This is a genomic window from Mesorhizobium sp. WSM4830 (assembly GCF_055811495.1).
Map to the genome: position 1 here is coordinate 1 of NZ_JBVVQI010000050.1, position 23,481 is coordinate 23,481.

The following is a 23,481-nucleotide window of genomic DNA, read 5'->3' on the forward strand; positions in this document are numbered from 1 at the left end:
GGCTGCAACGCGGCGGCAATGATCAATGTCCTTGCGGTTCAGGTATGAAGTTCAAGAAATGCTGCGGTACCCGCCAGATTCAGCTACGCCGGGGCCCTCGGGGAATTATCCCCTGAAGGACCAGCACGCCCGCTCGCTATTTCAGAAGTCGCCGATGGTCTTGGCAACGACCAAACGCTTTCCACCTGAACCGTTGCTGCGCTCGTGCATGAAGTCCCTCTCGGCCAGCGAGACAAAAGCCAAACCTTCCAGACCTACCGCCCTCCAAGTGACCGCCATCTCGGCATGGCCAGCGCTCGTTCATCTACTCGACTCTTCGAGTCACAGACGGCTCAGCACGGTCACTGCCGACGATGCAGCCTGCCAGCGAATGGAACCGGGTACAGCAGCCCATGTCCGATTCTGATGCCAACAAAGCCATCGTCCGCCGCTATTTCGATATGTTCAATTCCGGTGATCTGACCCAGCTCGCCGACATTGTTTCGCAGGACTATGGTGACAAGCTGAATGAACAATCCTCCGGCATCGACGTCATCCGTGGCTATCTCGAGGGCCTGAAATCCAGCTTTCCCAATTTCACTTGGCCTTGTCGACCAGCGCCCGTAGTGCCGAGACGTCATGCAGCAATAACCTGCTGCCGCGCTTTTCGATCAGGCCTCTCTTGGCGAGGTCGCTCATTTCGCGCGAGACCGCTTCCCTGTGCGTGCTCATCGTTGCCGCCAGCTCGGAATGCGTCGGTGCCGGGCTTATGGAGACCTCGCCGTCCACGAGTGCGGCTTTCTCCGCCCGATGCAGGAGCTCGACGATCAGCCGTTTTCGCACGACCAGAGTGCTGTATTCGAATACCCGCTCGGTCATCCGCCGGAGCTGGGCAGACAGATGCTCAAGCAGCATCCAGGCAAAAGTCGGGTGGGTCATCACGATATCCCGGAATGCTGTGCCGGACAGCCGTGCAGCGCGGGTTGCCTCCAGCGCGACTACGCTGGCAGAGCGTGCAATCCCGTCAATGCCTCCGAGCTCCCCGAAAATGTCACCCGGTTCGACATCGCGATACGCTATCTCCCTGCCGTCCGCTGAAACCAGTGTCACGCGAGCCCGTCCTTCCAGCAGGAAGAAGACATCGCGACCAGTGTCGCCGTGGGAAATGATTAGCTCGTTGTGTCGATAGCTGCGCTCGTGCCACCGTTTGGTCAGCGCGGCGAGGTCGGCATCGCAAAGTCTTGAGATGAAGGCCAGAGAGCCTGTCACAACGGTCCTTGTTCAATCAAGGGTCCTTGTTCAATCAAGTGAACTTCACCTTACTCCCTATCCAAGGAAATTTTATGGCCGCAGGCCCCGCTTTCCGGGATGCAAACTGGGGGCGGATTTCGCCAATGTTTTCCCCGGTGTGGGAATTCCCACAGCCGAGCCTGTTCGACTGTCATATCTTTGTTGCACGTCAGGCCCGCCGGCTCGTGTGCAAGCCGGCGAAGGGAAAGGGAACAGTCATGAAATTCTTGGCTCCCGTTACAAAACTTGCTGCGGGGCTTCGCAAATTCGTCGCGCCGCGCTACCGCCCGGAGCTTTATTACATGCGTGGCCCGGGGCCAGCCACCGCCCGCCGTATGGGCACGCCGCGGCAAAACCAATCCATCGACCACTACGCCTAATTTACCTCGCGGACGGCTGACGCTCTCGCCCGGAGTGCCGTTCGCGCCGTTCCGTACCGGTCAATTCAGGTCAATGAAGGGACGATCTGATCATGGTTATAATTCATGCTGCCGCCATTGGTCCATTTCGCAGGTGGTTACGCCTCCGCGCCGAGCGAAAAGCTCTCCTGTCGGCAACGGACCAGTTGAGCCGTTTACCCGATGACGTTCTTGGCGACGTCGGCATCTCACGTGACGAAATCATGTGCGCTTTGCGAAGCCGCGCCATCCGTCATGCGGAGGCAGGCGCGGCCGGCACGACGATCGAGCGCACCAGGATCGCTTCGGCCTCGATCCCGAAACGGTTGGCCGCCGGCGGTGGCCAAGCCTCGGCCGAGATCCCCTTTGGGAAGAAGACGTGTAACCGGCGCCGCATTCCAACGCCTCCGCTCGTCTATTGAAGGCTTCGCGCCTCCGTCGGTTCTTCCCGGCCCCACGGCTAACAGAAACTACCGAGGCTCTGGTCGACGCTGGATGACAGTTCCGGGGCAGATCAGGGCGATTCAAACCGACCTCTAAGCAGCGTCTGGAGACAGCCTTTCAGCATCGGAATCTTATAACCGCTTACTCGAAAGGAAGACGGGCATCCGTCTGAATTTCGCATAGTGTGCCGGAAGTTACTCACCCGCCGTATTAGCATTAATGAGGCGCTCCAGAGTAGCGAAGTCCTTAAGCTCTCGGTAGGGCGTCACATCAAGGTCTGCCGGTACCTTGCTAAGCTTCTCTTCATCAATTGGTTTTTCGTTCCGTTTCATCAACGATTGGTACGTTTTCCACGAAACGCCGGCGGCTTTGACGGCATCGCGTTCAGCGCGAACTGCTATTTGATGCGCATGAAGGTAATGAAGCCCAAGCTTGTCCAGAAGGGCCTTTTCCACGACCTCATGCGTCAGCAAAAATGGTGCGAGCCGCACCGTACGGCCTTTCCAAGGGATTGTTCGTGGCAGATGCCGGTCGATGTAAATCGTGCCTCCGTCTTTGCTGTAGCCTGCAATGTATGGGATGTCGAAGCCGTGGTTGACTTCCACCCGCCGGTGCAAGGCCAGGACAACATCGCCGAGCACCGCGTCGTCAATATCTTCGGAGCTGTGTCGGACTTCATCTTCCAGTTTCATTGTGATTCCCATCCTGTCTAAGCAGTCTGTGCCGCCCGGAACTGGGTTGACGCAGATTGGTTCCTCACGTCGTAGGCTTGCACACTACTCTGGTCGCCGAAATCGCGCTCATCCTATCTCGACTAAACCGCGAAGGAACCGCAATGGACATCGCCGGCGCCCGCCGGCCTTGGCAGTTATCTTAAACTTCCCCCGATCGCGCCGCACTTCTTCAGCTACACCAACGCCAGCTTTCCCGTACGCAGTGACCTCGCATGGCCTCAGGGAAGGCGCATGGGGCGCGGCAAACCGGAACAGCGACCGAACCTGAAAACGGGGTCGGATTCCGGGCGCGTACTGCTACGCTGAAGCTACGCAGGACCGGGCTCTCGTAAACCGAACTCCGGCTTCGCCAGGCTACGCCGGGATTTCGGCCATCCGGCTTCCATCCCTCGCGCAAGCACGCCTTTCGGGCCGTGACCTGAACGGGCCACAGGCCCGTATAACCTTTTCTCTTTTGATCCGGGGCTGCCGCCCCCTGCCGTCAAGGCCGGGCGCTATTCGCGTGAAAATCAAAGGCCTGGTCCTCACTCCGCTGCGGGCCGCACCACCCTTTGATTTTCAGCCTTGACCGCATTCCACCCGCTCATTGGCGCGGGGCCTAGTCCGGTTGCAGCAGCAGCTGCTGCGCAACCGTAAAGCTAGGAGGAAAGACCAATGACAGCAGATGTTTATGAGAGAGTTACGGCGACGATTGTTGATGAGCTGGAGAAGGGCGTGCGCCCGTGGCTGAAGCCGTGGAACGTGGAGCACGCCGCGGGGCGGATTTCGCGGCCCTTGCGCCATAACGGCGTGCCCTATCAGGGTATCAACGTCATCATGCTGTGGTCGGCAGCCATGGCGCAGGGCTTTGCCGCGCCGATCTGGATGACCTTCAAACAAGCGCAGGAGATGAGCGCACATGTCCGCAAGGGCGAGAAGGGCAATCTTGTCGTTTATGCCGACCGTATCCGCAGGACACAGAAGGACGAAGCGACCGGCGAGGAGCAGGAGCGGGATATCCCGTTTATGAAGGGCTACACTGTCTTTAATGTCGAGCAGATCGAAGGCCTACCGGCGCAATTCTATGCCCGGGCGGAACAGCGCCTCGATCCGGTAGCACGCATCGAGCACGCAGAAACTTTCTTCGCCGGGCTGCGCGCCGATATCCGCCACGGCGGCAATCAGGCCTATTACAGCATGGGCAGCGACCATGTGCAGATGCCGCCGTTCGAGACCTTCCGCAATGCCGAAAGCTATTACGCAACGCTGGCGCACGAGTGCACGCACTGGACGCGCCACCCCTCGCGACTGGAGCGGGATTTTGGCCGCAAGCGCTGGGGCGATGAAGGCTACGCGATGGAAGAACTCGTTGCTGAACTTGCTTCGGCCTTCCTGTCCGCCGATCTCGACCTGACGCCCGAAACGCGGCCCGACCATGCCGCCTATATCGGCTCATGGCTGAAAGTGCTTAAGAACGACAAGCGGGCGATCTTCACCGCAGCCAGCCACGCGCAGCGCGCCGCGGATTTTCTTCACGGCTTGCAGGAAGAAGCCCGCTTGCTGGAGGCCGCGGAATGAAGCCGCCCGAGACCATCATCATCGGGGGACGCACCTATAGCTGGCGCGTCATCCTCGATATGCGGCGATAACAGCTTGACGCATGGAAGGCTGCCCAGCCCGAGCGGCCCGCTCTTTGACCTGAAGCAGGACCAGCCCGGAAGCGGAGCGAAGCGCCGCACGGCGCTATCAGGGAGGCCTGCTTGTGCTGATGCAGGATCGCCAGCGATGAGCGATGCGAGAAATTTTTCCGCGCCCGCCGGCGACACCGGCGGGCGCGGGATTTGGGCGGGCGTTCGGCGCCGCGGGCGCCTCGCGGGAAAAACCGGGATTTCGCCACGCCCGCTGGTGAGCGGGCGCGGCCAGGTTTAGCGCGGCCCGGCAGGCGGCTTAGGCTTCGAAAGTGCCTGAGGCTGATTGCCGGCCTGCTCGCGCTAGGGACAGACCGGCGAATTCACGAGGGCATGCGCGTGCGCATCGATCTGAACGCAATCTTCGGCATCGGCAGCAGCCTCGGGTTCTGGCCGGCTTCGCCGCCCACGCTGTCGATCTGGACAAGCCGTTCTTGAGCCAAACCGGCTATCGCAAGCTTGCTCGGCATTCATGCCGATCCGGCACCGGGCCTCGTGCCTGGAGAATTCGCGAGCAGAGTCATTGCCGGCTATGTCAGAAGCGGGCTCAAGGGCAGCTGAAACCATCGAAGCCCGCTACCGCGAACGCGCCTCGTAGAAGGCTATCGCGGCGCAGTGCCGCAAGACGGGCGGTGCGGTCACGGACAAAGGTCGGGTTCCTATGCCAACCTGCCGTTTTCGCCGTGCAGGGCAGTTCTCGAACGTCCGCAAAAAGGCATTTAGGATTTGGCGACGGCATTTCGTTGTTCCTGCCGTTCAGCAGAAAGCATCGGCAGAATTGGTCGAGGGTACAGTCAAAAAATTCAGGATCGACATCGCATTCGATGGCCCTTGGCACGCTTCTGACTTCTGGCTGTCCTCGATCTGCATGAGCGGAAGGGTAATTTCCCCCATGGAAATCTCTCGAGTCAATTTCGGCGGCGTCAGGTGGGAGAAATAGTCTCGGCAGACGTCATCGATCGGGTTAATGGCCTTACCACCATACTGAGCCATCAAAAGCAGTGCCGTGTTTATGCCGGGGCTACCACCTCCAGTCTGGAGCCTAGCAAGCCGCCCGACTGGTTCAACCTTCCGTCACGGCCGGGCAGGGGGAGGGCGTGCGAAAGGGTTGGTACGACCTAATAAATGGTCAGGCGTCGAGTCAGTAGAGCGCTACCGCCTTTCGCCACATCCGCGTTACCTACTTCGTTGCTGCGGGTGAAGCGCCAGCTGGCTCCCCATTTGAGCACATACTGCGGAACGAGTATCCCAAAGGCTATGATCGAAACGCACTCGCGTTGTTGACGGGCTCGGCGGGAAAGCAACGACGCAATAGCAATCGTGTTGTATGGGTGTAATCTCTAAGTATCGATAAGAGGTAACTATCGATAGTGAGAAAGACGCCAGAGAAAATCCCCTGCAAGTCAACTTAACTGCCGGATAGCTTGAATAACGCGAATCGGCCATCATGAAAACAATGGCTTACACGCTCGACAAACTGCCCCTGGAAATCCTAATCGGACCGGTTTCCCGCGCCACCGAGGTTTTGGCCCGCCTTGACGAGCGGCTGGCTCGTTCTCCCGTCCGCGACGGTTTTGTCGAGCGCCAGCACTTCGTCGACCCAGCCGCCGCGCTCTGGCTCGAGGGCGAGCTCGTCCACCTCGAAGACCTCGTCCTGCACGACGCCCACATGGACATTCGCACCACAACCCACGAACTCACCCGCGCGCACGCGGTCCTGCGTACCCGTCGGCGCATTTTTGTGCAGAGGCCGGACTGGGCGCTCAGTCGCGACGGTTTTTTGGCCCTGACCCGTCGGGACGGCGCTACGCCTGCGGCGGGACAAAAAAGCCGGGAAGGGGAGGGGGGATAATACCATCTTTACGAAATTATCCAACTTGACGAACTTACGATCTGTAACCATATTGGTGACAGCAAGAGGTTGTCATCATGGCCGCTCCAAAACGCAGCAATCATAGCGGGACCGCATCCCATGCGGGAGTCGCCGCCCTGAGTTTTACCACAAAGTTGCCGGCACAGGCCGATTTCAAGAAGGCGTTGCTCGAACGCTATCAGGAGGCCATCGCACGCAGCCGCAAGATCGGCCATCGCGTGTCGTTCCGGGTAGAGGTCGACCCGGCGGCCGGCGCGCAGACGATCACGCCGGTCGAGGAACAGCCGAGCGCCTCAGATGCCTTTCCCGTCGAGGACACGGGCAAGCCCGACGCTGAACTTGAGGCAGCGCTCGCCGAGGCGCGCGAACGTGGTCTCAAGCGTGTTGCCGAAATTGTCGCCGGCGAGGACATGCTGAGCGCGGACGCCTTTGCCAAGCTGATCGGCACGTCGCGGGTGACGGTCAACGCCAAGCGGCAGAATGGCCAGGTGCTCGGGGTCGATGGCGCCAAGCGCGGCTTCCGCTTTCCCGTCTGGCAGCTCGACAAGGACGGCCGTCCGTTTGGGGCATTGCCGGCGCTCCATGCCATGTTGGGCAATGCGTGGGCGGTGTACCGATTTCTGGTGTCGCGCCACAGCGCGCTTGATGGGCGGACCGGCCTTCGAGCTCTCCAGCAGGGTGACAACGCCGCGGTGTTGGCAGTGGCAGAAGGCATGGCCAGGGGCGATTTCGACTGAATGCCTGGCGTTTCACCTCCACCCGATTTCGGGCGCGCAAAGCTCGAAATCGAGACCATACCGCCGGGGCGGACATTTGGTCGGATCTACTGGAGCACCTATCCTGATCCCCTCGGATACGGGAAGTCGACGAGCCGTTTCAGCGATCCGCGGCGTCGTGTTGCTGCCAACCGTTTTGGCGTTCTCTACCTCGGCGACTCTCTGAAGGTGTGCTTCCTCGAGACCGTGCTCCGAGATCGGCGCGAAGGACTATTCGACGACCTCCCGATAGAGGAGGTGGAACTGACCCTACGGCGCTATGCGGAGATCACCACCACTGCAGACCTTCGCCTTGTCGACCTCAGGGGCGACAATGCGGTCAGGATGGGTGTTCCCACCGACGTCGTTCGGGCACAGCGCCAGAACTTGGCGCGCTGGTGGTCGGTGGCGTTTCACGAGCACCCGTCTCAGCCTGATGGAATCATTTACCCCTCGCGCCTGAACGGCGCGACCGATCTCGCCATCTACGATCGTTCGATAGGAAAGCTACAGGCGAAGCGCGTTGTGACGCTCCTCGGCGCGCCGGGATTGGCCCAGGTTCTCGGGGATTTCAAAGTCGGTTTGGTGTAGTGCCTTTGGCCCGGTCGTGTGGCATGACAAGGGGCTGTCGGATCGGGTGGCATTAAACGACCGGAATTGGGGCCGACAGCAGATCGGCAGCTTTCGAGCATCCAGTTGGCAATGCAGCCATTCAGCTCACGACCCCAGGCGGACCCTCGTTCGCCCTTCGCCGAATTCGCGCCCCTGACCGATTCCAGACATTCGTCAGATCCTAGACCGAACATCTAGCTTGGAACTCAAGGGGGCGACCGAGCCGAAACGACCAGACTAGGAGGCAAGTTGACCACAATACTTGGCTGGTATGCTGTCCCGGTTGCGCGATCCAGAACGGTCACTCGTCGAGCCAGTATTGGCGGGAACAGCCGAACTGGCGCGAGGCGACAGATTGGCGCTTGGCGACAAATGCCATTGTGAAGAGACTCCGGGGCGAGTTGTTCGCTTTCACACCAGGCACGATCATGTAACCCTGATCGACCAGTTGCAATTTCAGCTCCCTGAGATGCCGTTTGAAGCCGTTCTCGATTTGACTCCGAGGGTAGCGCCATCCGCTTCTGCACGCTCGGATGAGAATGTCGGAATACAATTCGGCGCTAACGGCTCTCATAGCATCTTCGGAAATCAGCTTGCCACCAGATTGCGTGCCTTCGGACAAGCATGGTCCAGCCGACAAAGACAGCATCAGCATTGCGGCAAAGATAGATGACTTCGTCATGGAGACCTCCTGTTTCCAGAATGGATCGGGGGTTCTGCGACCCGACGAAACCCTTCGACAGGAACCCTAGAATTGCTGGCGGTCGGATGGGATCGTGCAAATGCAGTGTTTTCGAGATCGCATCTGTAGTATTTTGCCGTGCCGGGTCGGCCACAACTCGTAGCGGATCGGAGACTTGAAGCGATGCTTCGCGCCGTGAACAATCCTCTGACCAGTCTGTCGGACCGGGAGCGGGTGGTCGCTGCAAAATTCGCCGAGGGGATGACCTACCGTGAAATCGGCGAGACGCTCTTCATAGCGCCGACTACCGTTCGGACCCATCTGTCGGCCATCTATCGGAAACTCGATATTCGAAGCAAAGTGGCGCTTGCAACCTTGCTTGCCGACCAACGCGGGCAAGACACCGGCGGTGCACCATCCGGTGGCTTTTCGGTAGAGGACTCTGGGCCAACAGTCGTTGCGGTTCTCCCTTTCGACAATCTGAGCGTGGACGAGCCATGGAACCGCTTGGCCGATGGCCTGTCGGCGGACATCATGGTCGATCTCGCTCGCTACCCCGACCTTGCGGTTATCGCCCGCCAGACCATGCTCTCGTACAAGGGACGGCGCGATGACGTGCGTTCCATCGGGCGGGAACTGAAGGCGGATTACCTACTTGAGGGAACTTTGCAGGCGGCAGCGCAGCAGCTGCGGATCTGCGTCCAACTCGTCGACGCGCGCACTGGAGTCGATTTGTGGACAGCCCGCTATGATCGATCAGCGGAAGACCTGTTTGCGATGCAGGACATGGTCACCGAAAACGTCGTCAATGTCCTTGCTAGCTGTTGCGGCAAGCTCGCAAAACTTCGACGCGATGTTGTCCGGCGAAAACACCCCGCCAGCCTGCGTGCCTATGACTACTATCTGCTCGGCGTCGAGCAGCACAATTTGTACACGCACGCTTCGAATGCGGAAGCGGTGCGGCTTTTGACGCGTGCCATCGAACTCGACCCTGGTCTAGCCAGAGCCTGGACAGTCTTGGGGCTGGCGCACGCCGTCGCCGCCATCAATGCGTTTACCAATGACCCTTCCGCCGCAAAGGAGCGCTGGAAACTCTGCCTCGAACGAGCTTTGGCGCTCGACGCGGGTGATACCCATGCGCGCATATGTCTGGCCGAGCTTCGAGCCTTGCAGGGCGATCTCGATGCCACAGCAAGAGAACATGATCTTGCGTTAGCGGCCGCCCCGCACGATGCCGATACCCTCGCCTTGCTTGCCGGAGGAAAGGCATTCGTGACGGGCGACCCGCAGGAAGGATATGAACTGGCGAAGCGCGCGATCCGTCTCAATCCGCATGTTTCCTGGTACTATAGCATGCTGGGCCGATCGAGCTTCGTTGTTGGCCTCCACAGGGAGTGCCTGACCGCGTTCAGCCAAGCTCCGCCGGACTCGCCTGCAACGCTGCTGTTCCAGGCCATGGCGCACGCCATGCTCGGCGAAGCACCTCAGGCAATGAAGATTGCCAACCGGTTGGCGAGAGAATTTGCAAACATTTCGGCCGAAGGGTTTATCGCCTCCTATCCAGTCACCAATCCTTCCGCTATTGCCGCGATCCGGGAGGGCGCCCGCCGCGCGGGGCTGGCCTAGCTTCAATTGAGATACCACTGCGGAGTCCTCGGCGCGACCAAGCGAATCTTAGCGACAATGTTGATTGCCTATTGTGTCGTAGACGCTGTCGGCTACGCGCAGGCGCAAAGTCCGCTCACCATCACCGCACCAGTCTCTGGCCAGACTGTGGATGGGACGCTCTCCTTTTCCGGGACGGCTTCCGTCAACAGCATTACACGGCGCGGAACTATTAGCGGACAGACCAATACCGGGGTCGAATGCCGAGGGACGGCTACCGTCAATCTCACGTTCTCGCATGGACAAGGAACGATCGTTTGCGGGCAACTCTCATCCCGGTTCGTGTTCTCGCTGACCAGCAGACAACCCCCAGCCGGCACAGGAACGGGAACCCTTTCCGACGGGCGCAAGGTGATGTTGAGAATAGGACAATGACCACAAATCGACAGCCCTTCTGTCGAGAAGTGGCGAGCTGAAACATTGGCGTAAGTTGGCTCGATTACTACTCCTGCCAAAGCCGATGCCGAGCCGGTCGATGCCCTCGCACGCGGAAAACGGAAGCCTGCGAGGCCCGGTCGTAGCGGATCAAGGGTGGGCGACGCTTTCTCACGGCGCCAAATAGCGCCACGTCAGCTGCGCTATTTGCGTGCGAGCACGACGTGAGCCTCTTGGGGGAATATCAGCTCCCCTCCAGTTGAATAGATTGCCAGCGAAGAACTTAGATCCGCCGTGATCGCTGCGATGACTGCGGCCCGATGTCCGGCCTCCATTCCGCTGATCAGCCCAGCCTGCGGAGTCGCTGCCAGCTGTAATCGCACATATTGCTTTGACGAGGGGAACCGGATGTTCTGCGTCGTCGTGTGGATGGTCACCTGACGAAATCCCGCCCCGGCCACCAATCGGTAAAGCTCGTCCGCATCGGCGAGTGAATGCTCGGACCGTTTCGTTGCCGAAGCGCCCGGACCGAGGTGTCGATCCAAGGCATCCGCCAACGCCTTGGCCGCGGGAGTGTGCTCGATGGCGCTGAAAACGCTTTAGACCAGTCGGCCGTCCGGCACCAGAACCCGGAACATCTCACGTAGCGCACTCGATCGGTCCGGAAAAAACTGCAGTCCGAGCTGGTAAAGAACCAAAATCAAAGGTGGAGTCAGGGAACGGCATTTCCAGCGCGCTTCCCTCGTGCCAGTCGATGAGCGGTCCAGCGCCTCTCGGGAGCGCGCGAGCAACGGCAAGCATCCCCGTGTTGATGTCGAGGCCGACGACCTGCCCATTTCCCATACGCTCGGCCGCCGAGCGTGCCACCACGCCGGTGCCGCAAGCTACGTCCAGAATCCGTTCACCAGATTGAGGCGCAGCACGATCCAAAAGGTCGGCAGCCCATAGGGCTGTGATTGCCGGGACCAGGTAGCGCTCGTAGAGTTCCGCAGCGCTGCCTTCCAGCTGCTACTGCTCCTGCTGGGCCATGGCGTCCCTCCCGCACAACGAGCCGCTCGGCGATGAAAACAAGGATACAGAGCAGATCACCTGGACGGTCGGCTCACCCCCCTAACGAGACGTCTACTGCTGTTTCGGCGGACGCCGGAAATGGCGCAACTGTGACCTCCAGTACCGTCGCCGGCGATGTCTGCTTCCAGGGAGCGACAAAGTTCTACGGCTGACATGCCGAAAGCAGACTGGCAGCTCGTGTTTGCCAAAGGCAGGGAGGCGGACATCAAGCTTAGAGCCTAGCCCTGCGCGGCACACCATTCGGATTGGGAGCCAATTCCGGTCTGTCTTTCGTCTCAACATTGTAGACGCGAACGTGCCCGTCTAGGCCTTTGAACTGGCGAGTACTGAGGTCAACGATCGGTATTTTGTCATGCAGATGGCGCGCTACTGAATAATCGATGAGTATTTGTCGATCCTCAGCGCACGAACACAGCCGCGACGCAAGGTTAACGACATTGCCGATCGCGGTGTAGTCAACGCGGGCTTCGTAACCAATGCGACCCACCGTTGCCCACCCCATCGCAAGCCCCATGCCGAAGCCAATCTGATAGCCACGCTGCCTCCACCCAGATATGAGTTCTTGAATTGCTTCCTGCATGTCGACACCCATTTTTACGGCATGAAGCGCCAGCTCTTCACATGGAACCGGGGCGTTGACGAGAATCATCAATCCATCCGCCGAAAAACTGGTCAGCATCACCTCATACCGGGTGATGATCGCGCCGAGCGCCTCGTAGTTCTCACGCAAGAGCTGCATGACGTCCTCAGGCTGAGCGTGCGCCGAAAATGCGGTGAAGCCACGCAAATCGCAAAAAACAGCGACCACTTCCGCGCGCTGTCCGGCGAGCATTCTCTCGTCGCCAGCCTTTTCTACGAGCTCCGCCACCTGTGGTGCCAGGAAGCGCTTCAAACGCGTCATTCGCTCAGCGCGGTCCGGCCATATGGCGAGTTCCTGCGCCATTTGGTTGAACCGCGCAGCCAGCCGCTCGAGTTCGTCTCCACTGACAATGTTGATCCGATGATCGAATTGCCCGGCACCGATCTTGAGGGCGCCTTCTTCCAGCAATCGGATGGGCCCGCTCATCCGTCTGGCAAGCCAATAGGCGAGTACCGCCGCAAGGACTGTGGCGGCGAGGAACAACCCGCCGGTCCGCCACAATGAAGCGTATAGAGGTGCAAAAGCCTCTGCCTGCGACTGCTCGACAATTACCGTCCAGCCGGCCGCGGTAACCGGCGCGCCAGCAGTCACAACGCGTTCATTCTCGGCGTTGCGGCTTGCAATCGCAGTGCCGCCTGCGGCAGCGATCGCATCCCGCAATCCGCGCAGGGCCAACGCTGCTCTCTCGTCGGCGCCCTGCATCATTTTGCTGATGGCGGGGTGAGCGATGAGGTGGCCGGCCTGGTCGACGACAAATGCCTGGCCGCTGCGGCCCACGCGGATTTCGGAAACGATGAGCCAGATAGGCTTCAGGCTGATTTCGGCGATTATCGTGTTTTTTAGGACTGTATCGTCGTAGTTCGCCATCGCCATGGTTACCGACGGTTCGGAACCCTGGCGATAGGCGACCGGGCCATACCAGACCTTCGCCGTCCTGGCGCCCACGACAGCGGGATCGCCCGAGCGATCCGCCCCGCCTTCCGTCCTGTTCGAGCCCGTGCGCGAGACGTGCAGCCGTTCAGCGCCGGCGCCGTCGACGAAACTGATGCCGAGAATTCCCGGGACCTGGTGCATCACGCGTACGACAAGGAGCCGAAGCTGTTTCACGCCGGCCTGGGCCGACACGTCCTCGGGGATCGTGGAGCCGAGCGGAATCTTGATGTCGTCGAGAAAGCTCTCGATCCTGTCGGCCGCCGATGTTGCCTCGGACCGCAGCAGGGCACTGAGGATCGCACGCTGGTCGACATAGCTGAACCACGTTTCGCTGATGCCACTAGCAGCCATCGGAAAAACGACCGCCGCGAACAAAACCAGAAAGTATTTCCGGAATAGCGATCGACGCATGGGAGCGGCTTTGGCCCCACAAAAGCGACCGACGAGAAGTCGGACAATTCAATAGAGAAAGATACCCGAAGTTCCGTCCAATTGGTATGGGTGGGGGCGTCCACCACCCAATGTCTCCACCACGCTAGGTCCGTTCGTGTCGTTTGAACACAAAGCTGTCAGCGGTCTGTGGAGCTTCATCCACTTTCGGCGTGGATATGGCCGGGCTAATAAGCGCTAAGCGGAATATGGGCATCGCGCCGCGACGGTTGACATTTAATCGCGGCTCAGCGCTCGCCGGAGAGCACTGAAACGAATGCGATATTGCTGGGGCGTCAGTCCGATCTTGCGCCGGAACAGGCGCCCGAAAAAACTCGCATCCTCATAGCCCACTTCATTGGCCACCACCTCGACCTGCAGGTCGCCCGTCTCGAGCAGTTCCTTGGCCGCTTCGAGCCTGAGCGCGTGGATGTAGTCGATTGCCTTCATCTCCGTCGCCTTGGCGAAGCGGCGCACGAAGGAGCGCTCGGACAGGCCTGACAGCCTGGTCATGGCGGCGACGGGCGAGGGCGTCCGGTAGTTGAGCTCCGCCCATTTCTGGCAGCGGTTGATCACAGCGTCGCTGGTCTGGCGAAAGCGGATCAGCGCGGCGAAGGGCTGCTGGCCCATGTCGTGCCACTGCAGCATGTAGACCTTGGCGACCTCCATCGCCTCCTTGAGGCCGACGAAGCGGGCGATGAGATAGAGGGCGAGATCCTGCCAGCTCGAGCCGCCCCCGGCCATGACGATGCGCTGGGCCTCGCCGCTCAGCACCAGCGACTGGCCCGCCTTCACCTTCACACCGGGATAGTTGTTAGCGAGCGTCGCGACATAGCCCCAATGGATTGTGGCCTCGCGATTTTCCAGCAAGCCGGCTTCGCCGAGCAGGACCGCGCCGGAACAGGCGCTGGCCAACATGGCGCCGTCCGCATGCGCCTGCCGTAGCCAGCGGGCCTCGGCATCATACTGCCCGGCGACGCTTTCGCCCGGATTGACGAAGAAATCGGGGATGCAGACGATGTCGGGTCGCGGGCAGTCGGAAAGCGCGTGGTCCGGGCGTACCCAGACGCCGTTTGAGGCGCGAAACGCGCTGCCGTCCCCAGCAACCACATAGGGCCGCATGCGCGGCGTGCCCGCCGCACCGCTGGTGATGAACAGGAAATCCCTGCCGGGCGAGGAAAACAGGTCGAACATGCCGTAGATCGTGGAGGCGGTAGCCTCCGGAACGGCAAGGATCGCCACATTCAATGGGCCGGTCTGTTCAACCATGGCAGAAATGACCGCCTTCCAGCATTTTCGACTTTAGTGCCCGTGCCCGCGCTGCGCTAGCGTGTGTGAAACGAGGAGACCGCCACATGGCCACCGCCGCCACCCTTGCACCATCGAGCATCGAAAGCTTCCGTTCAACGATGCGTGGCGAGGTGCTGGAGCCGTCTAGCCCGTCCTACGATGCGACGCGGGTCGTCTGGAACGGCATGATCGACCGCCGTCCCGCCGTCATCGCGCGCTGCCGGAATGCTGCCGATGTCGCGGCATCGGTGAATTTCGCGCGCGAAGAGCGGCTGGCGATCGCGATCCGCTCGGGAGGCCATAATGTCGCAGGGTATGCCGTCTGCGACGGCGGCTTGATGATTGACATGTCGCTGATGAGTGGCGTGCGGGTCGCCGGCCTCGATCGTGTTTTCGTAGAGGGCGGCGCTATTTGGGCCGATGTCGATGCGGCCACCACCCCGCTTGGCCGCGCCACGCCGGGCGGCCTGATCTCGGCAACTGGCGTTGCCGGCCTGACACTCTCAGGAGGCATCGGCTGGCTGCGCGGCAGCCACGGCCTCAGCGTCGACAATCTGCTGGCCGCCGATCTGGTGACCGCCGATGGACGCCTCATCCATGTCGATGCGACGCAGAACCCGGATCTCTTCTGGGCGTTGCGCGGCGGCGGCGGCAATTTCGGCGTGGTGACGAGCTTCGAGTTCAAGCTGCACCCGATCGAACCGGAGCTGATGTTCTGCGGTCCTGCCTATCCGGAAGAGCGCGCCAACGAGATCATTCCGCTTTGGCGCGACTTCATGCTAACCGCCCCCGACCGCCTGAGCGGGCTGGCCGAGTTCTCCACCCTTCCGGAGGATCCCTCCGTTCCCGAACACGCCTGGGGCCGCCGCGTCCTGGCGCTTGCGCATGTCTATGACGGACCGGCGGACGAGGGCGAGCGCGTCGCGGCGCCGCTGCGCAGCTTTGGCGAATCGCTCGTCGATTTCAGCGGCCGCATGCCATATCGCACCATCCAGTCGCTCTATGACGGCCTGTTCCCGAAAGGCCGCGACCGCTGCTACTGGAAATCCACCTACCTCTCGCGCCTCGACGACGAGGTCATCGGGGAGATCACCGCGCGGATGGCGAAGCGGCCCTCCGAGATGACCTTCGCCTCGATCTGGAAGTTCGGCGGTTTCGTCCAGCGCGTTGCAGCCGATGCGACCGCCTTCGGCGACCGCTCCATGCCCTTCATGCTCAGCCTCGACGCCATCTGGCCAGGCGCTGACGATGACGATGCGAACATCGGCTGGGTTCGCAGCTTCTGGCAGGACATGCAGCGCTATTCGACCGGCCGCTTCTATCTGAACTTCCCCGGCCATGGCGAAGGAGCGAATCTCGTGCGCGACGCCTTCGGAGCCGAGGTCTACGCGCGGCTCGCCAAGATCAAGCACAGATACGATCCGGACAATCTGTTCCGCCTCAACCAGAACATCCTGCCAATGCACTGACGTACAATCCAAATTGGGCGTACGGTTGCGTCTTTCGTCTCGGCCGTGGTGGCTTTGATCGCGCTGAGTCGCGAGCGTGGTCGCCGCGATGTCCGCTAAGTCAGCGTCCAAGGCCTGAGAGCCCAGGAGAACGCCCGCTTACAGGAATTAAGCAGATGGAGGCGAACGGCCGACATGAGGCGCCAAGCTGACCTTGAGGCGGCAAGTTCAACCTAAAGCATGTTCATGGTTTGTGCACCGAAAGTTGCATAAGAGTGCATTGTGGTGCCTCCTACCGAGTAGAACGGCGCGGTGCCGAGAGGGCGTCAAGCCCCTCCTGAAGGTGGCCGTTGAGGACAATCATTTCCTTGAGCGCCCTACTTTGATCGACTTTGTTCCCCGCACCAACCAGACCCAGTCCTGGTACCTAGTGGTGCGAATCTGACACTTGATGCATTGGTCGACTGCTGCGAGTGTAGTGAGCAATGCGGCTAACGCCCGAGTTGGTCGCCAGAGTGCTCAGTGCGGACGATTCTCTGCCACAGCCCTTCACCGCGCCGTCCGATGCCGACCATGATGACACCGTCCGGGCGATACTAGCCGCCGCACGGTCAGCTGATGATGTCTGGCTCTTTGCCTATGGATCTCTGATGTGGAACCCGGCCTGTGATTTCGTGGAGCAGCGGGTAGGCTTCGTGCCCGGGTGGCACCGCTCCTTCTGCCTCGGTTGGGACCGGTGGTTTCGTGGATCAGACAGCAAACCTGGTCTCATGTTGTCGCTCGACCGTGGCGGGCAGTGCAAAGGCGCGGTCTATCGCCTGCCGCCGGATGCTATCGAGGCCAATCTCGGCAGGCTCTTTCGTCGTGAGATGCGCGCCAAGCCGTCCGCTCATTCGCCGCGCTGGGTGAATGTTCGCACCGAGAACGGACCGCTCCAAGCGATCACCTTTGTGATTAACCGGAACAGCGGACGCTATGTCCGCGGGCTGTCGCTGGAACAGATCGCCGACGCGCTCGCGGTCGCGTGCGGTCCGTGGGGCTCCATGGCCGACTATCTTCACAGCACTGTAAGTCACCTTGAAGGTATGGGGATTCACGACGGCCAATTGTGGCGTTTGCAAGAGCTGATAGCCGAACGCATCGAAGCGTCGACGGCCGAGGATCTTCCCGTGAAATGAGCCAACGGGACTCAACCCTCGGACCATGCCCACTTAGGTGGCGAATTGGAAAGCAATGGCACCACGCCTGCCAAGTTCTTGGTTTGTGCTTCTGCAGACTGGAACGCGAGAGTGCAACTTGAGTCAGTTCGGAAAGAAGCTAATCGACGGGGCCGGCGCTGAGCACCAGCAAGTCGCAGCCGGCTATCTCGCACTGGCATCGTGCCCCACGTTTCGCGGCCACCATTCAATTGGCTGTTGCCACCATCGTCGTCTCCGTAGTTGAGTACCGGGCAAATGAGCGCGCGCAAATGAGCGTGCCCAGAGAAACCCAGGATAGCTATGGAAGGGCGGGCACGGCGCGTGTGCGTGATGTGGAGACCTGGGCGGCAGATTGCTGCAAGTGTTCAGAAACGATCGTGTGAGCCAAATTGTCTGGCGACAGAAGGCGGGAAGTTCCCCTGCCTTTTTCGGGCTTGCCTATCCTCCCGCGTAGGATGGTGGCCGCGCGGCATTGCCCGACGACCGCGTGCAGCTTGTTGCATCCTTGGCTCCATGGAGTGGCTACAGGTGGTCCACAGCAATGTCATTGAAAGAGAGCCTAAGTTGGCCCACATGGACATTGCGTCGGATGTCTCCTCCCATTTGTCCGGCGCGTTCCCTATTGGAGGTTTCAGCTTTCATACTTGGCCGGGGCTAAACAGTCCGGCCTTTTTCTTTTTGTCGTTCGGTGGGCTGCGGTCATCAGTTATGATGCGCATTCGCACATTCGCACTGTCCCGCTCGACAAGCATTATGACCAGTCAGGATCATTAAATGGCAAATCCTCCACGCCGACCCACAGATCCGATGTCAGCCGCTGAAGCCGCCTTTAAGCCGATCAAAAGGCCGGCGGTGCCGGTTCGCGGACCGTTCGCTGCTCCGAACATCAGAGAGCTTGTTTCGATCAGGATCGACAGGGCCGTGCTGGACCATTTCCAGGAAGAGGGGCCGGGCTGGCAGGATCGGATAAACGACACCTTGCGGCGCGTTATCTCCAAAAAACCGTCCAATGCGGATGGCGAACGATCAAACGACTACTGATCGGCACGGCGCCGATAGCGGCGAGCAGATGGAGTTGAAACGGAAGCGTAAAGCGTAAGCGATTGCCTTTTCGACCACCAACAACGCGTATCCTGGATTTTTGCATCGAGTCGCGGCCGAACCCCTCTATGCTCTGTGGGCGGAGACCCGAATGGCATTTCGATTCGTACACACGGCCGACATTCACCTCGACTCGCCGCTGCGTTCGCTGGCGCTGCGAAACCCTGATCTTGCCGAACTCGTCGGAGATGCCAGTCGTCAGGCGTTTGTTTCAATCGTGGATCTCTGCCTTGCCGAGCGCGTCGATGCGCTGGTCATTGCCGGCGATCTCTATGATGGCGATCAGACTTCGATGAAAACCGCCCGGTTCCTTGGCTCGCAATTGGCCCGCCTCCACCAGGCCAGTATCAGGGTTTTCAAGATCCGCGGCAATCACGACGCCCTGTCGCGCATATCGAAACAACTCGTCTTCCCCGACACTGTGACGATCTTCGGCGGCCGTCCCCAGTCCCTGCTGCAAACAGCCGGCGGGCTGGACGTCATGTTCCACGGATTGAGCTTCGCCAACCTCAAGGCGCCGGAAAGCCTGCTGCCCAAGTATCCGGCCGCCCGCGAAGGTGGGGTCAATGTGGGCATCATGCACACGAGCCTTGCTGGATCGCCCGGTCACGACGTCTATGCCCCTTGCAGCGTCGCAGACCTGCACAGCCATGGTTTTGACTATTGGGCACTCGGACATATCCACGTCCGCCAAGTCCATGCTGGAGCAAGCACGGTGGTGATGCCGGGAATGCCGCAGGGCAGGGACATCAACGAGGCAGGAGAGAAATCCGTTACTCTGGTAACGATACGAGATGACCGGTCCGTCGAAATAGAGGAAAGACTGACCAGTGTCGCGCAGTTCGAGCGGGCGAGCGTCGATCTGACCGGGACGGTGGAATGGTCCGAGGTCGTCGGCCGTGTCCGATCCGCGCTCGAAGAGATCCGGGCTTCCGTCAGGTCCCGCCATGCTGTGGTCCGTCTCGGACTGGCCGGGGCGGCGCCTTTGTCCTGGGCGCTGATCCGCGATAGGGACTTGCTGCTGGCCGAAGCCGAGCAGGCGGCGGAACAGACGGGCGACACATGGGTGGAAAAGCTTGAGCTTGATCTCGTTCCACAGAGCGCGGAAACACCCGACGGCATCGCTGATCCGATTTTCGAACTCGCCGAGTCCATGCATGCCGATGCCAAGTCAGAGGCCTTCCGCGCCGAGGCGAGGGCGCTTGTCCAGAAGATGGTTGCCGATCTGCCGCCGGACGGGCGCGACTTCGCCGGACGGGACGAAGCCGGGCTGGAACTGTTCCTCGACAGGGTGCTTGCCAGCGGCGCCGACCTGGTCACGGCCCGCCTCAAGGCAGGTGGGGCGCAATGAGGCTCCGGCGCCTTGATCTCATTCGTTACGGCAAGTTCACCGATGGGACGATCGACTTCGGCCCAAGGCCTCAGGCCGGTCCCGACTTCCATATTGTGTTCGGGCTGAACGAGGCCGGCAAGTCGACCGCGCTTTCCGGTTATCTGGACCTGCTGTTCGGTATCGAGGAACGCAGCCGCTACAATTTCCTGCACGAATACAGCGCGATGCGTATCGGCGGGGTGCTCGAACTCGCCGGGACTGAGCACACATTCACGCGCACCAAGCAGCGCACCAACTCGCTGCTGAACGCGATCGACCAACCGGTGAGCGAGGTGGCGATAACGGCGCATCTCGCAGGTCTGTCGCGTGACGCATACGAGACCATGTTCTCGCTGGACGACGAGACGCTGGAAGCAGGCGGAAAATCGATCCTGGAGTCCCGCGGCGACCTGGGCAAGCTCCTGTTCACCGCCAGCGCCGGTCTTGGGCATGCGAGCGACACGCTGAGCGCACTGGAGGCCGAAGCGGACAGGCTCTATCGCAAGCAGGCGCACGGAACCGAACTTGCGCTGCTCAAGAAGCGGCTTGCGGAACTCAAGTCACGCAGGGACGCGATCGACACCTTGGCCTCGACTTTTGAGAGCCTTGAGGCCGAATGTCTCGACGCGACGGAAAAGTATGGCCGCAGTATCGCCGAACGGTCGTTGCTGTCGGCTCGGCTCGACACGATTGCCACGTATCTTCGCGCGATCCCAATCCTCGCCGACATCCGGCGCAAGGCAGCCCAGCTTGCCGAGTTGCCTGACATTCCCTCACCACTACGGACCTGGACAGGCAGCGTCACCGAACTGATCGACGACGACGCCAGCCTGAGAACGCGGCTGTCAGGGAACTTCGATGACGCCGAGCGCGTGACAATGAGAGTCGCGTCGTTCGATGTGGACGAGGCGATCCTGGCAATCTCCGAGCGGGTTCGGGCGCTCGCGGACCGCAAAGTGCGCTATGTCTCCGCAGGGCTGGACCTGCCAAGTCGCAGGACCGAGCTGCAGATACTCGACAAAGCCGTGGCGACTTGCCTTGCCGCGCTTGGAAGGTCGTCCGAGGCAGACCCGGCTGCGCTGCTTTTGCCTGCTGCCACCGTTGGCGCCGTCCGCGCCATGCTCGAGGAGCGATCGGGAATCGCCACCAGCGTGCGCGTTGCCCGCAACGAAGCCGCGGCGGCGCTCGATGCACTGCAGGCGGCACGCGAGCGGGTTGGGCAAGAGAGGGCTGTACCCGAACCTGCAAGGGCAAGGCTGGCCTCAGCTTTGTCGAAGGCGCGAGCCAGCGGGCACCTGAAAGACGTCAGGATGGCGCGCGAGGCGGAGGACGCGGGCACGGTTCGATGGGAGGCGGCAATCCCTCGCCTGCATCCCTGGTCCGGAGATGCCCAGACACTGGCCAGGCTGCCGGTTCCCAGTGCTGGGCAGGTTGGCGCCTGGAAAACTCGGGCAGCAGAGCTGGGAAAGGGCAGGGCTGTCCTGTCCGAACGCCTCGCCGAACACCAGGACAGTCAGGACCTGCTCTCGGCGCGCCTGGATGCGCTTCGTGCCTCGGTCGATGTAACCGACGATGAAGCGGCCTCTGCCATTCGCCGCGCCCGGGATGAGGCCTGGGCAAGGCATCGAGGTGAGCTCAGCGGCGAAACGGCGGACGAATTCGAGACCCTATTGGCGCGTGACGACAGTGTTGGAGTGGTTCGGCTGGCCAACGCGCGGGAGCTCGCCGAGATCCGCACAACAATCCGCAGCCTCGCTGAAACAACAGCCGCCATCACACGTATCCGCGACCAGCTCGCGCAGATCGACCTGGACGATCAGGCTGTACTCTTCGAACTTCGCGCGGTGGCCAGCGAGCTGCTGGCAGAATGCCTGGAATTCTCGCCCGAGCGTCTGATCGAAATCATGGAGGATCGTGCCTCTGGCCGCAGTGATGCGCTCGCGGCCTGGGAAGAAGTCGAGCTGGCACGCAAGAAAGCCCGCCGCGCGCTCGACGAGGGAGAGCAGGTACAGCTGGAGTTGATCCGGGCGCTGGCGAGCGTCGGCATAGACTCGGAACCCGGCGACAGCGTGGAGACAGCCATGGCCGTGGCAGAACTGTTCCTCGACAGGCAGCTCAAAGTCGATGCGGAACGTGCCGAGGCGCTTAAGACCGTGAGCGCGAAAGAGGAGGACTTGGCCGCCAGACGGCGGGCTTTGGACGTGGCTGAAAGGCGCGAGGAGGAATGGTTGGCCGGCATTACGGAGGCGCTTGCCGGCACCTGGCTTGAAAGCGGCATTTCGGCGCCTGGCGTCGGCAACGTGCTCGATCAATTGGCTGAGCTGTCGAAAAGCATGCAGGAGCGGGATGCCATGCAGCTCCGAATCGAGAAAATGGAGGCAGACAGAGACAATTTCATTGTCGAGGTCACCGCTGCCGCGGCTGAAGCGGGTGAGCCCGCGAACGGCGACGAACCGGAGCAGTTGGCCATTCGGTTAGCTGAGCGTCTGGAACGCGCCGATCGCGCCAGGGAGCTGAAGACAAACGTCATCAATGACCTGCAGCGCCTGCAGGACGCTCGTGACAGTCTCAATCTCGAGATAGCGGCGCATGAGCGACGCAAAAGTGAGGTCTTGGCCGCCTTCGGCGTGGCCACCTTGTCGGAAGTCGTCGAACGCGACGAGTTGCTACGGGAAAGGGATCGGCTGCGCGCTGCCGTTGCCGAGCTTGAGGAGCAGTTGTCGGCTGAGCTGGCGGTGGAAGGGTTCGACCAGGCGCGTTCCGTGCTGGATTGTGTCGAGGTCGATAGCCTCCTGGTCGTGAAGGCCGAAAGTGAGCAGCGGCTTCGGGATCTCGATGAAGCGATACAACAGCAGCTTATTCGCCAGACCCGGGCGGCCGACAAGCTGGACGCAATCGGCGGCGACAGCGCGGTTGCGCGGATAGATGCGGAGCGCCGCACCGTTCTTCTGGAAATCGAAGAAAAGGCGGTCCGCTACATCGAGCTGAAACTGGGCGTCATGGCCGCCGGGAACGCTCTGCGCGTTTACCGCGAGCGCCATCGCTCCGGGATGATGAAGCGGGCATCTGACGCTTTCGCACTCATCACGCGCGGTCAGTATTCGGGGCTTGCGACCCAACCTGTGAAAGGCGGGGAAGTCCTCATTGCATTGCAGCGCGACGGGCAGTCCAAGGTCGCCGACGCGCTCTCAAAGGGGGCGCGTTTTCAGCTCTATCTGGCGCTGCGGCTTGCCGGTTATTACGAGTTCGCCCAATTCCGACCCTCAGTGCCATTCATTGCCGATGACATCATGGAGACCTTCGACCATTTCCGGTCCGAGGAGGTTTTCAGGTTGTTTGGCGAGATGGCAAGTGCGGGTCAGGTGATTTATCTGACGCATCACCAGCACCTGTGCGAAATTGCCAAGGCTGTTGTGCCGGGCGTAACGATCCACGAGCTCGCATAGTTGCCTGCTGTCGCGTGGCATGAGTTGATGCCCCTGCTACCAAGACGACTTTCCTAGGCCGAACCTTGGATGACCGCT

At 60.9% G+C, this 23,481-nt stretch carries 20 protein-coding genes and 1 pseudogene; 13 read left to right on the plus strand and 8 right to left on the minus strand.

What is annotated here, in order from left to right; genetic code table 11:
• Positions 1-2: 2 nt before the first annotated feature.
• Entirely contained in the window at positions 3-116 is a 114-nt protein-coding gene (locus AC0L2Y_RS32505) for an SEC-C metal-binding domain-containing protein (protein ID WP_473562083.1), read from the plus strand.
• A 460-nt stretch (positions 117-576) separates the two neighbouring features.
• Here the strand turns inward: AC0L2Y_RS32505 and AC0L2Y_RS32510 are convergent, their stop codons facing one another.
• A complete protein-coding gene (locus AC0L2Y_RS32510; protein ID WP_473562065.1) occupies positions 577-1,248 on the minus strand; it encodes a Crp/Fnr family transcriptional regulator in 672 nt (223 codons plus the stop codon).
• A 74-nt stretch (positions 1,249-1,322) separates the two neighbouring features.
• Between AC0L2Y_RS32510 and AC0L2Y_RS32515 the strand changes: the two genes are divergently transcribed.
• Together AC0L2Y_RS32515 and AC0L2Y_RS32520 are read left to right on the plus strand one after the other, a co-directional pair.
• On the plus strand, positions 1,323-1,649 hold the full coding sequence (locus tag AC0L2Y_RS32515; RefSeq protein ID WP_473562086.1) for a hypothetical protein: 327 nt from the start codon (positions 1,323-1,325) through the stop codon (positions 1,647-1,649).
• 185 nt (positions 1,650-1,834) lie between these two features.
• Positions 1,835-2,089, plus strand: a complete 255-nt coding sequence (locus AC0L2Y_RS32520) for a hypothetical protein (protein WP_473562066.1) — start codon at positions 1,835-1,837, stop codon at positions 2,087-2,089.
• A 216-nt stretch (positions 2,090-2,305) separates the two neighbouring features.
• Here the strand turns inward: AC0L2Y_RS32520 and AC0L2Y_RS32525 are convergent, their stop codons facing one another.
• Complete coding sequence (locus tag AC0L2Y_RS32525; protein ID WP_352864891.1) at positions 2,306-2,803, minus strand: hypothetical protein; 498 nt, start codon at positions 2,801-2,803, stop codon at positions 2,306-2,308.
• Positions 2,804-3,499: 696 nt separating this feature from the next.
• Here AC0L2Y_RS32525 and AC0L2Y_RS32530 point away from each other — a divergent pair.
• Positions 3,500-4,402 (plus strand): ArdC family protein, encoded by a 903-nt coding sequence (locus AC0L2Y_RS32530; protein WP_473562067.1) that lies wholly within the window; start codon positions 3,500-3,502, stop codon positions 4,400-4,402.
• Between the two features lie 866 nt (positions 4,403-5,268).
• On the opposite strand, the gene AC0L2Y_RS32535 is transcribed toward AC0L2Y_RS32530, so the two are convergent.
• Positions 5,269-5,526: a pyocin activator PrtN family protein gene (locus tag AC0L2Y_RS32535; protein ID WP_473562084.1), complete on the minus strand. Its 258-nt coding sequence runs from the start codon at positions 5,524-5,526 to the stop codon at positions 5,269-5,271.
• A gap of 442 nt (positions 5,527-5,968) precedes the next feature.
• Here AC0L2Y_RS32535 and AC0L2Y_RS32540 point away from each other — a divergent pair, with 442 nt between their 5' ends.
• From AC0L2Y_RS32540 to AC0L2Y_RS32550, 3 genes are all read left to right on the plus strand, one after another.
• Positions 5,969-6,364 carry a hypothetical protein gene (locus tag AC0L2Y_RS32540; RefSeq protein ID WP_473562068.1) on the plus strand — a complete coding sequence of 132 codons (396 nt, stop codon included), beginning with the start codon at positions 5,969-5,971 and terminating at the stop codon, positions 6,362-6,364.
• Between the two features lie 77 nt (positions 6,365-6,441).
• Positions 6,442-7,122 (plus strand): XRE family transcriptional regulator, encoded by a 681-nt coding sequence (locus tag AC0L2Y_RS32545; RefSeq protein ID WP_473562069.1) that lies wholly within the window; start codon positions 6,442-6,444, stop codon positions 7,120-7,122.
• On the plus strand, positions 7,123-7,731 hold the full coding sequence (locus AC0L2Y_RS32550; RefSeq protein WP_473562070.1) for an RES family NAD+ phosphorylase: 609 nt from the start codon (positions 7,123-7,125) through the stop codon (positions 7,729-7,731).
• A gap of 322 nt (positions 7,732-8,053) precedes the next feature.
• Here AC0L2Y_RS32550 and AC0L2Y_RS32555 read toward each other — a convergent pair whose 3' ends face one another.
• Positions 8,054-8,434, minus strand: a complete 381-nt coding sequence (locus tag AC0L2Y_RS32555; protein ID WP_473562071.1) for a hypothetical protein — start codon at positions 8,432-8,434, stop codon at positions 8,054-8,056.
• A 183-nt stretch (positions 8,435-8,617) separates the two neighbouring features.
• Here AC0L2Y_RS32555 and AC0L2Y_RS32560 point away from each other — a divergent pair, with 183 nt between their 5' ends.
• The gene (locus AC0L2Y_RS32560) at positions 8,618-10,060 is read left to right on the plus strand and encodes a LuxR C-terminal-related transcriptional regulator (protein ID WP_473562072.1); all 1,443 of its coding nucleotides are present in this window, start codon (positions 8,618-8,620) and stop codon (positions 10,058-10,060) included.
• Positions 10,061-11,073: 1,013 nt separating this feature from the next.
• Here AC0L2Y_RS32560 and AC0L2Y_RS32565 read toward each other — a convergent pair.
• The 4 genes and pseudogenes from AC0L2Y_RS32565 to AC0L2Y_RS32580 all read right to left on the minus strand — a co-directional run bounded on the left by AC0L2Y_RS32565 (position 11,074) and on the right by AC0L2Y_RS32580 (position 14,816).
• The gene (locus tag AC0L2Y_RS32565; RefSeq protein ID WP_473562085.1) at positions 11,074-11,310 is read right to left on the minus strand and encodes a class I SAM-dependent methyltransferase; all 237 of its coding nucleotides are present in this window, start codon (positions 11,308-11,310) and stop codon (positions 11,074-11,076) included.
• Positions 11,231-11,404 (minus strand): annotated as a pseudogene (locus AC0L2Y_RS32570) (methyltransferase domain-containing protein); the annotation flags it as partial. The gene AC0L2Y_RS32565 and the pseudogene AC0L2Y_RS32570, both read right to left, overlap by 80 nt.
• A gap of 352 nt (positions 11,405-11,756) precedes the next feature.
• Positions 11,757-13,529: an adenylate/guanylate cyclase domain-containing protein gene (locus AC0L2Y_RS32575; RefSeq protein ID WP_473562073.1), complete on the minus strand. Its 1,773-nt coding sequence runs from the start codon at positions 13,527-13,529 to the stop codon at positions 11,757-11,759.
• 255 nt (positions 13,530-13,784) lie between these two features.
• Complete coding sequence (locus AC0L2Y_RS32580; RefSeq protein ID WP_473562074.1) at positions 13,785-14,816, minus strand: GlxA family transcriptional regulator; 1,032 nt, start codon at positions 14,814-14,816, stop codon at positions 13,785-13,787.
• A gap of 86 nt (positions 14,817-14,902) precedes the next feature.
• Between AC0L2Y_RS32580 and AC0L2Y_RS32585 the strand changes: the two genes are divergently transcribed.
• The 5 genes from AC0L2Y_RS32585 to AC0L2Y_RS32605 all read left to right on the plus strand — a co-directional run bounded on the left by AC0L2Y_RS32585 (position 14,903) and on the right by AC0L2Y_RS32605 (position 23,403).
• The gene (locus tag AC0L2Y_RS32585) at positions 14,903-16,306 is read left to right on the plus strand and encodes an FAD-binding oxidoreductase (RefSeq protein ID WP_473562075.1); all 1,404 of its coding nucleotides are present in this window, start codon (positions 14,903-14,905) and stop codon (positions 16,304-16,306) included.
• Between the two features lie 494 nt (positions 16,307-16,800).
• Positions 16,801-17,463, plus strand: a complete 663-nt coding sequence (locus AC0L2Y_RS32590; protein WP_473562076.1) for a gamma-glutamylcyclotransferase — start codon at positions 16,801-16,803, stop codon at positions 17,461-17,463.
• 795 nt (positions 17,464-18,258) lie between these two features.
• Entirely contained in the window at positions 18,259-18,525 is a 267-nt protein-coding gene (locus tag AC0L2Y_RS32595; RefSeq protein ID WP_473562077.1) for a BrnA antitoxin family protein, read from the plus strand.
• Between the two features lie 151 nt (positions 18,526-18,676).
• Positions 18,677-19,936: a metallophosphoesterase family protein gene (locus AC0L2Y_RS32600; RefSeq protein WP_473562078.1), complete on the plus strand. Its 1,260-nt coding sequence runs from the start codon at positions 18,677-18,679 to the stop codon at positions 19,934-19,936.
• On the plus strand, positions 19,933-23,403 hold the full coding sequence (locus AC0L2Y_RS32605; protein ID WP_473562079.1) for an ATP-binding protein: 3,471 nt from the start codon (positions 19,933-19,935) through the stop codon (positions 23,401-23,403). The genes AC0L2Y_RS32600 and AC0L2Y_RS32605 overlap by 4 nt, the downstream gene beginning before the upstream one ends.
• The last annotated feature ends 78 nt before the right edge of the window (positions 23,404-23,481 follow it).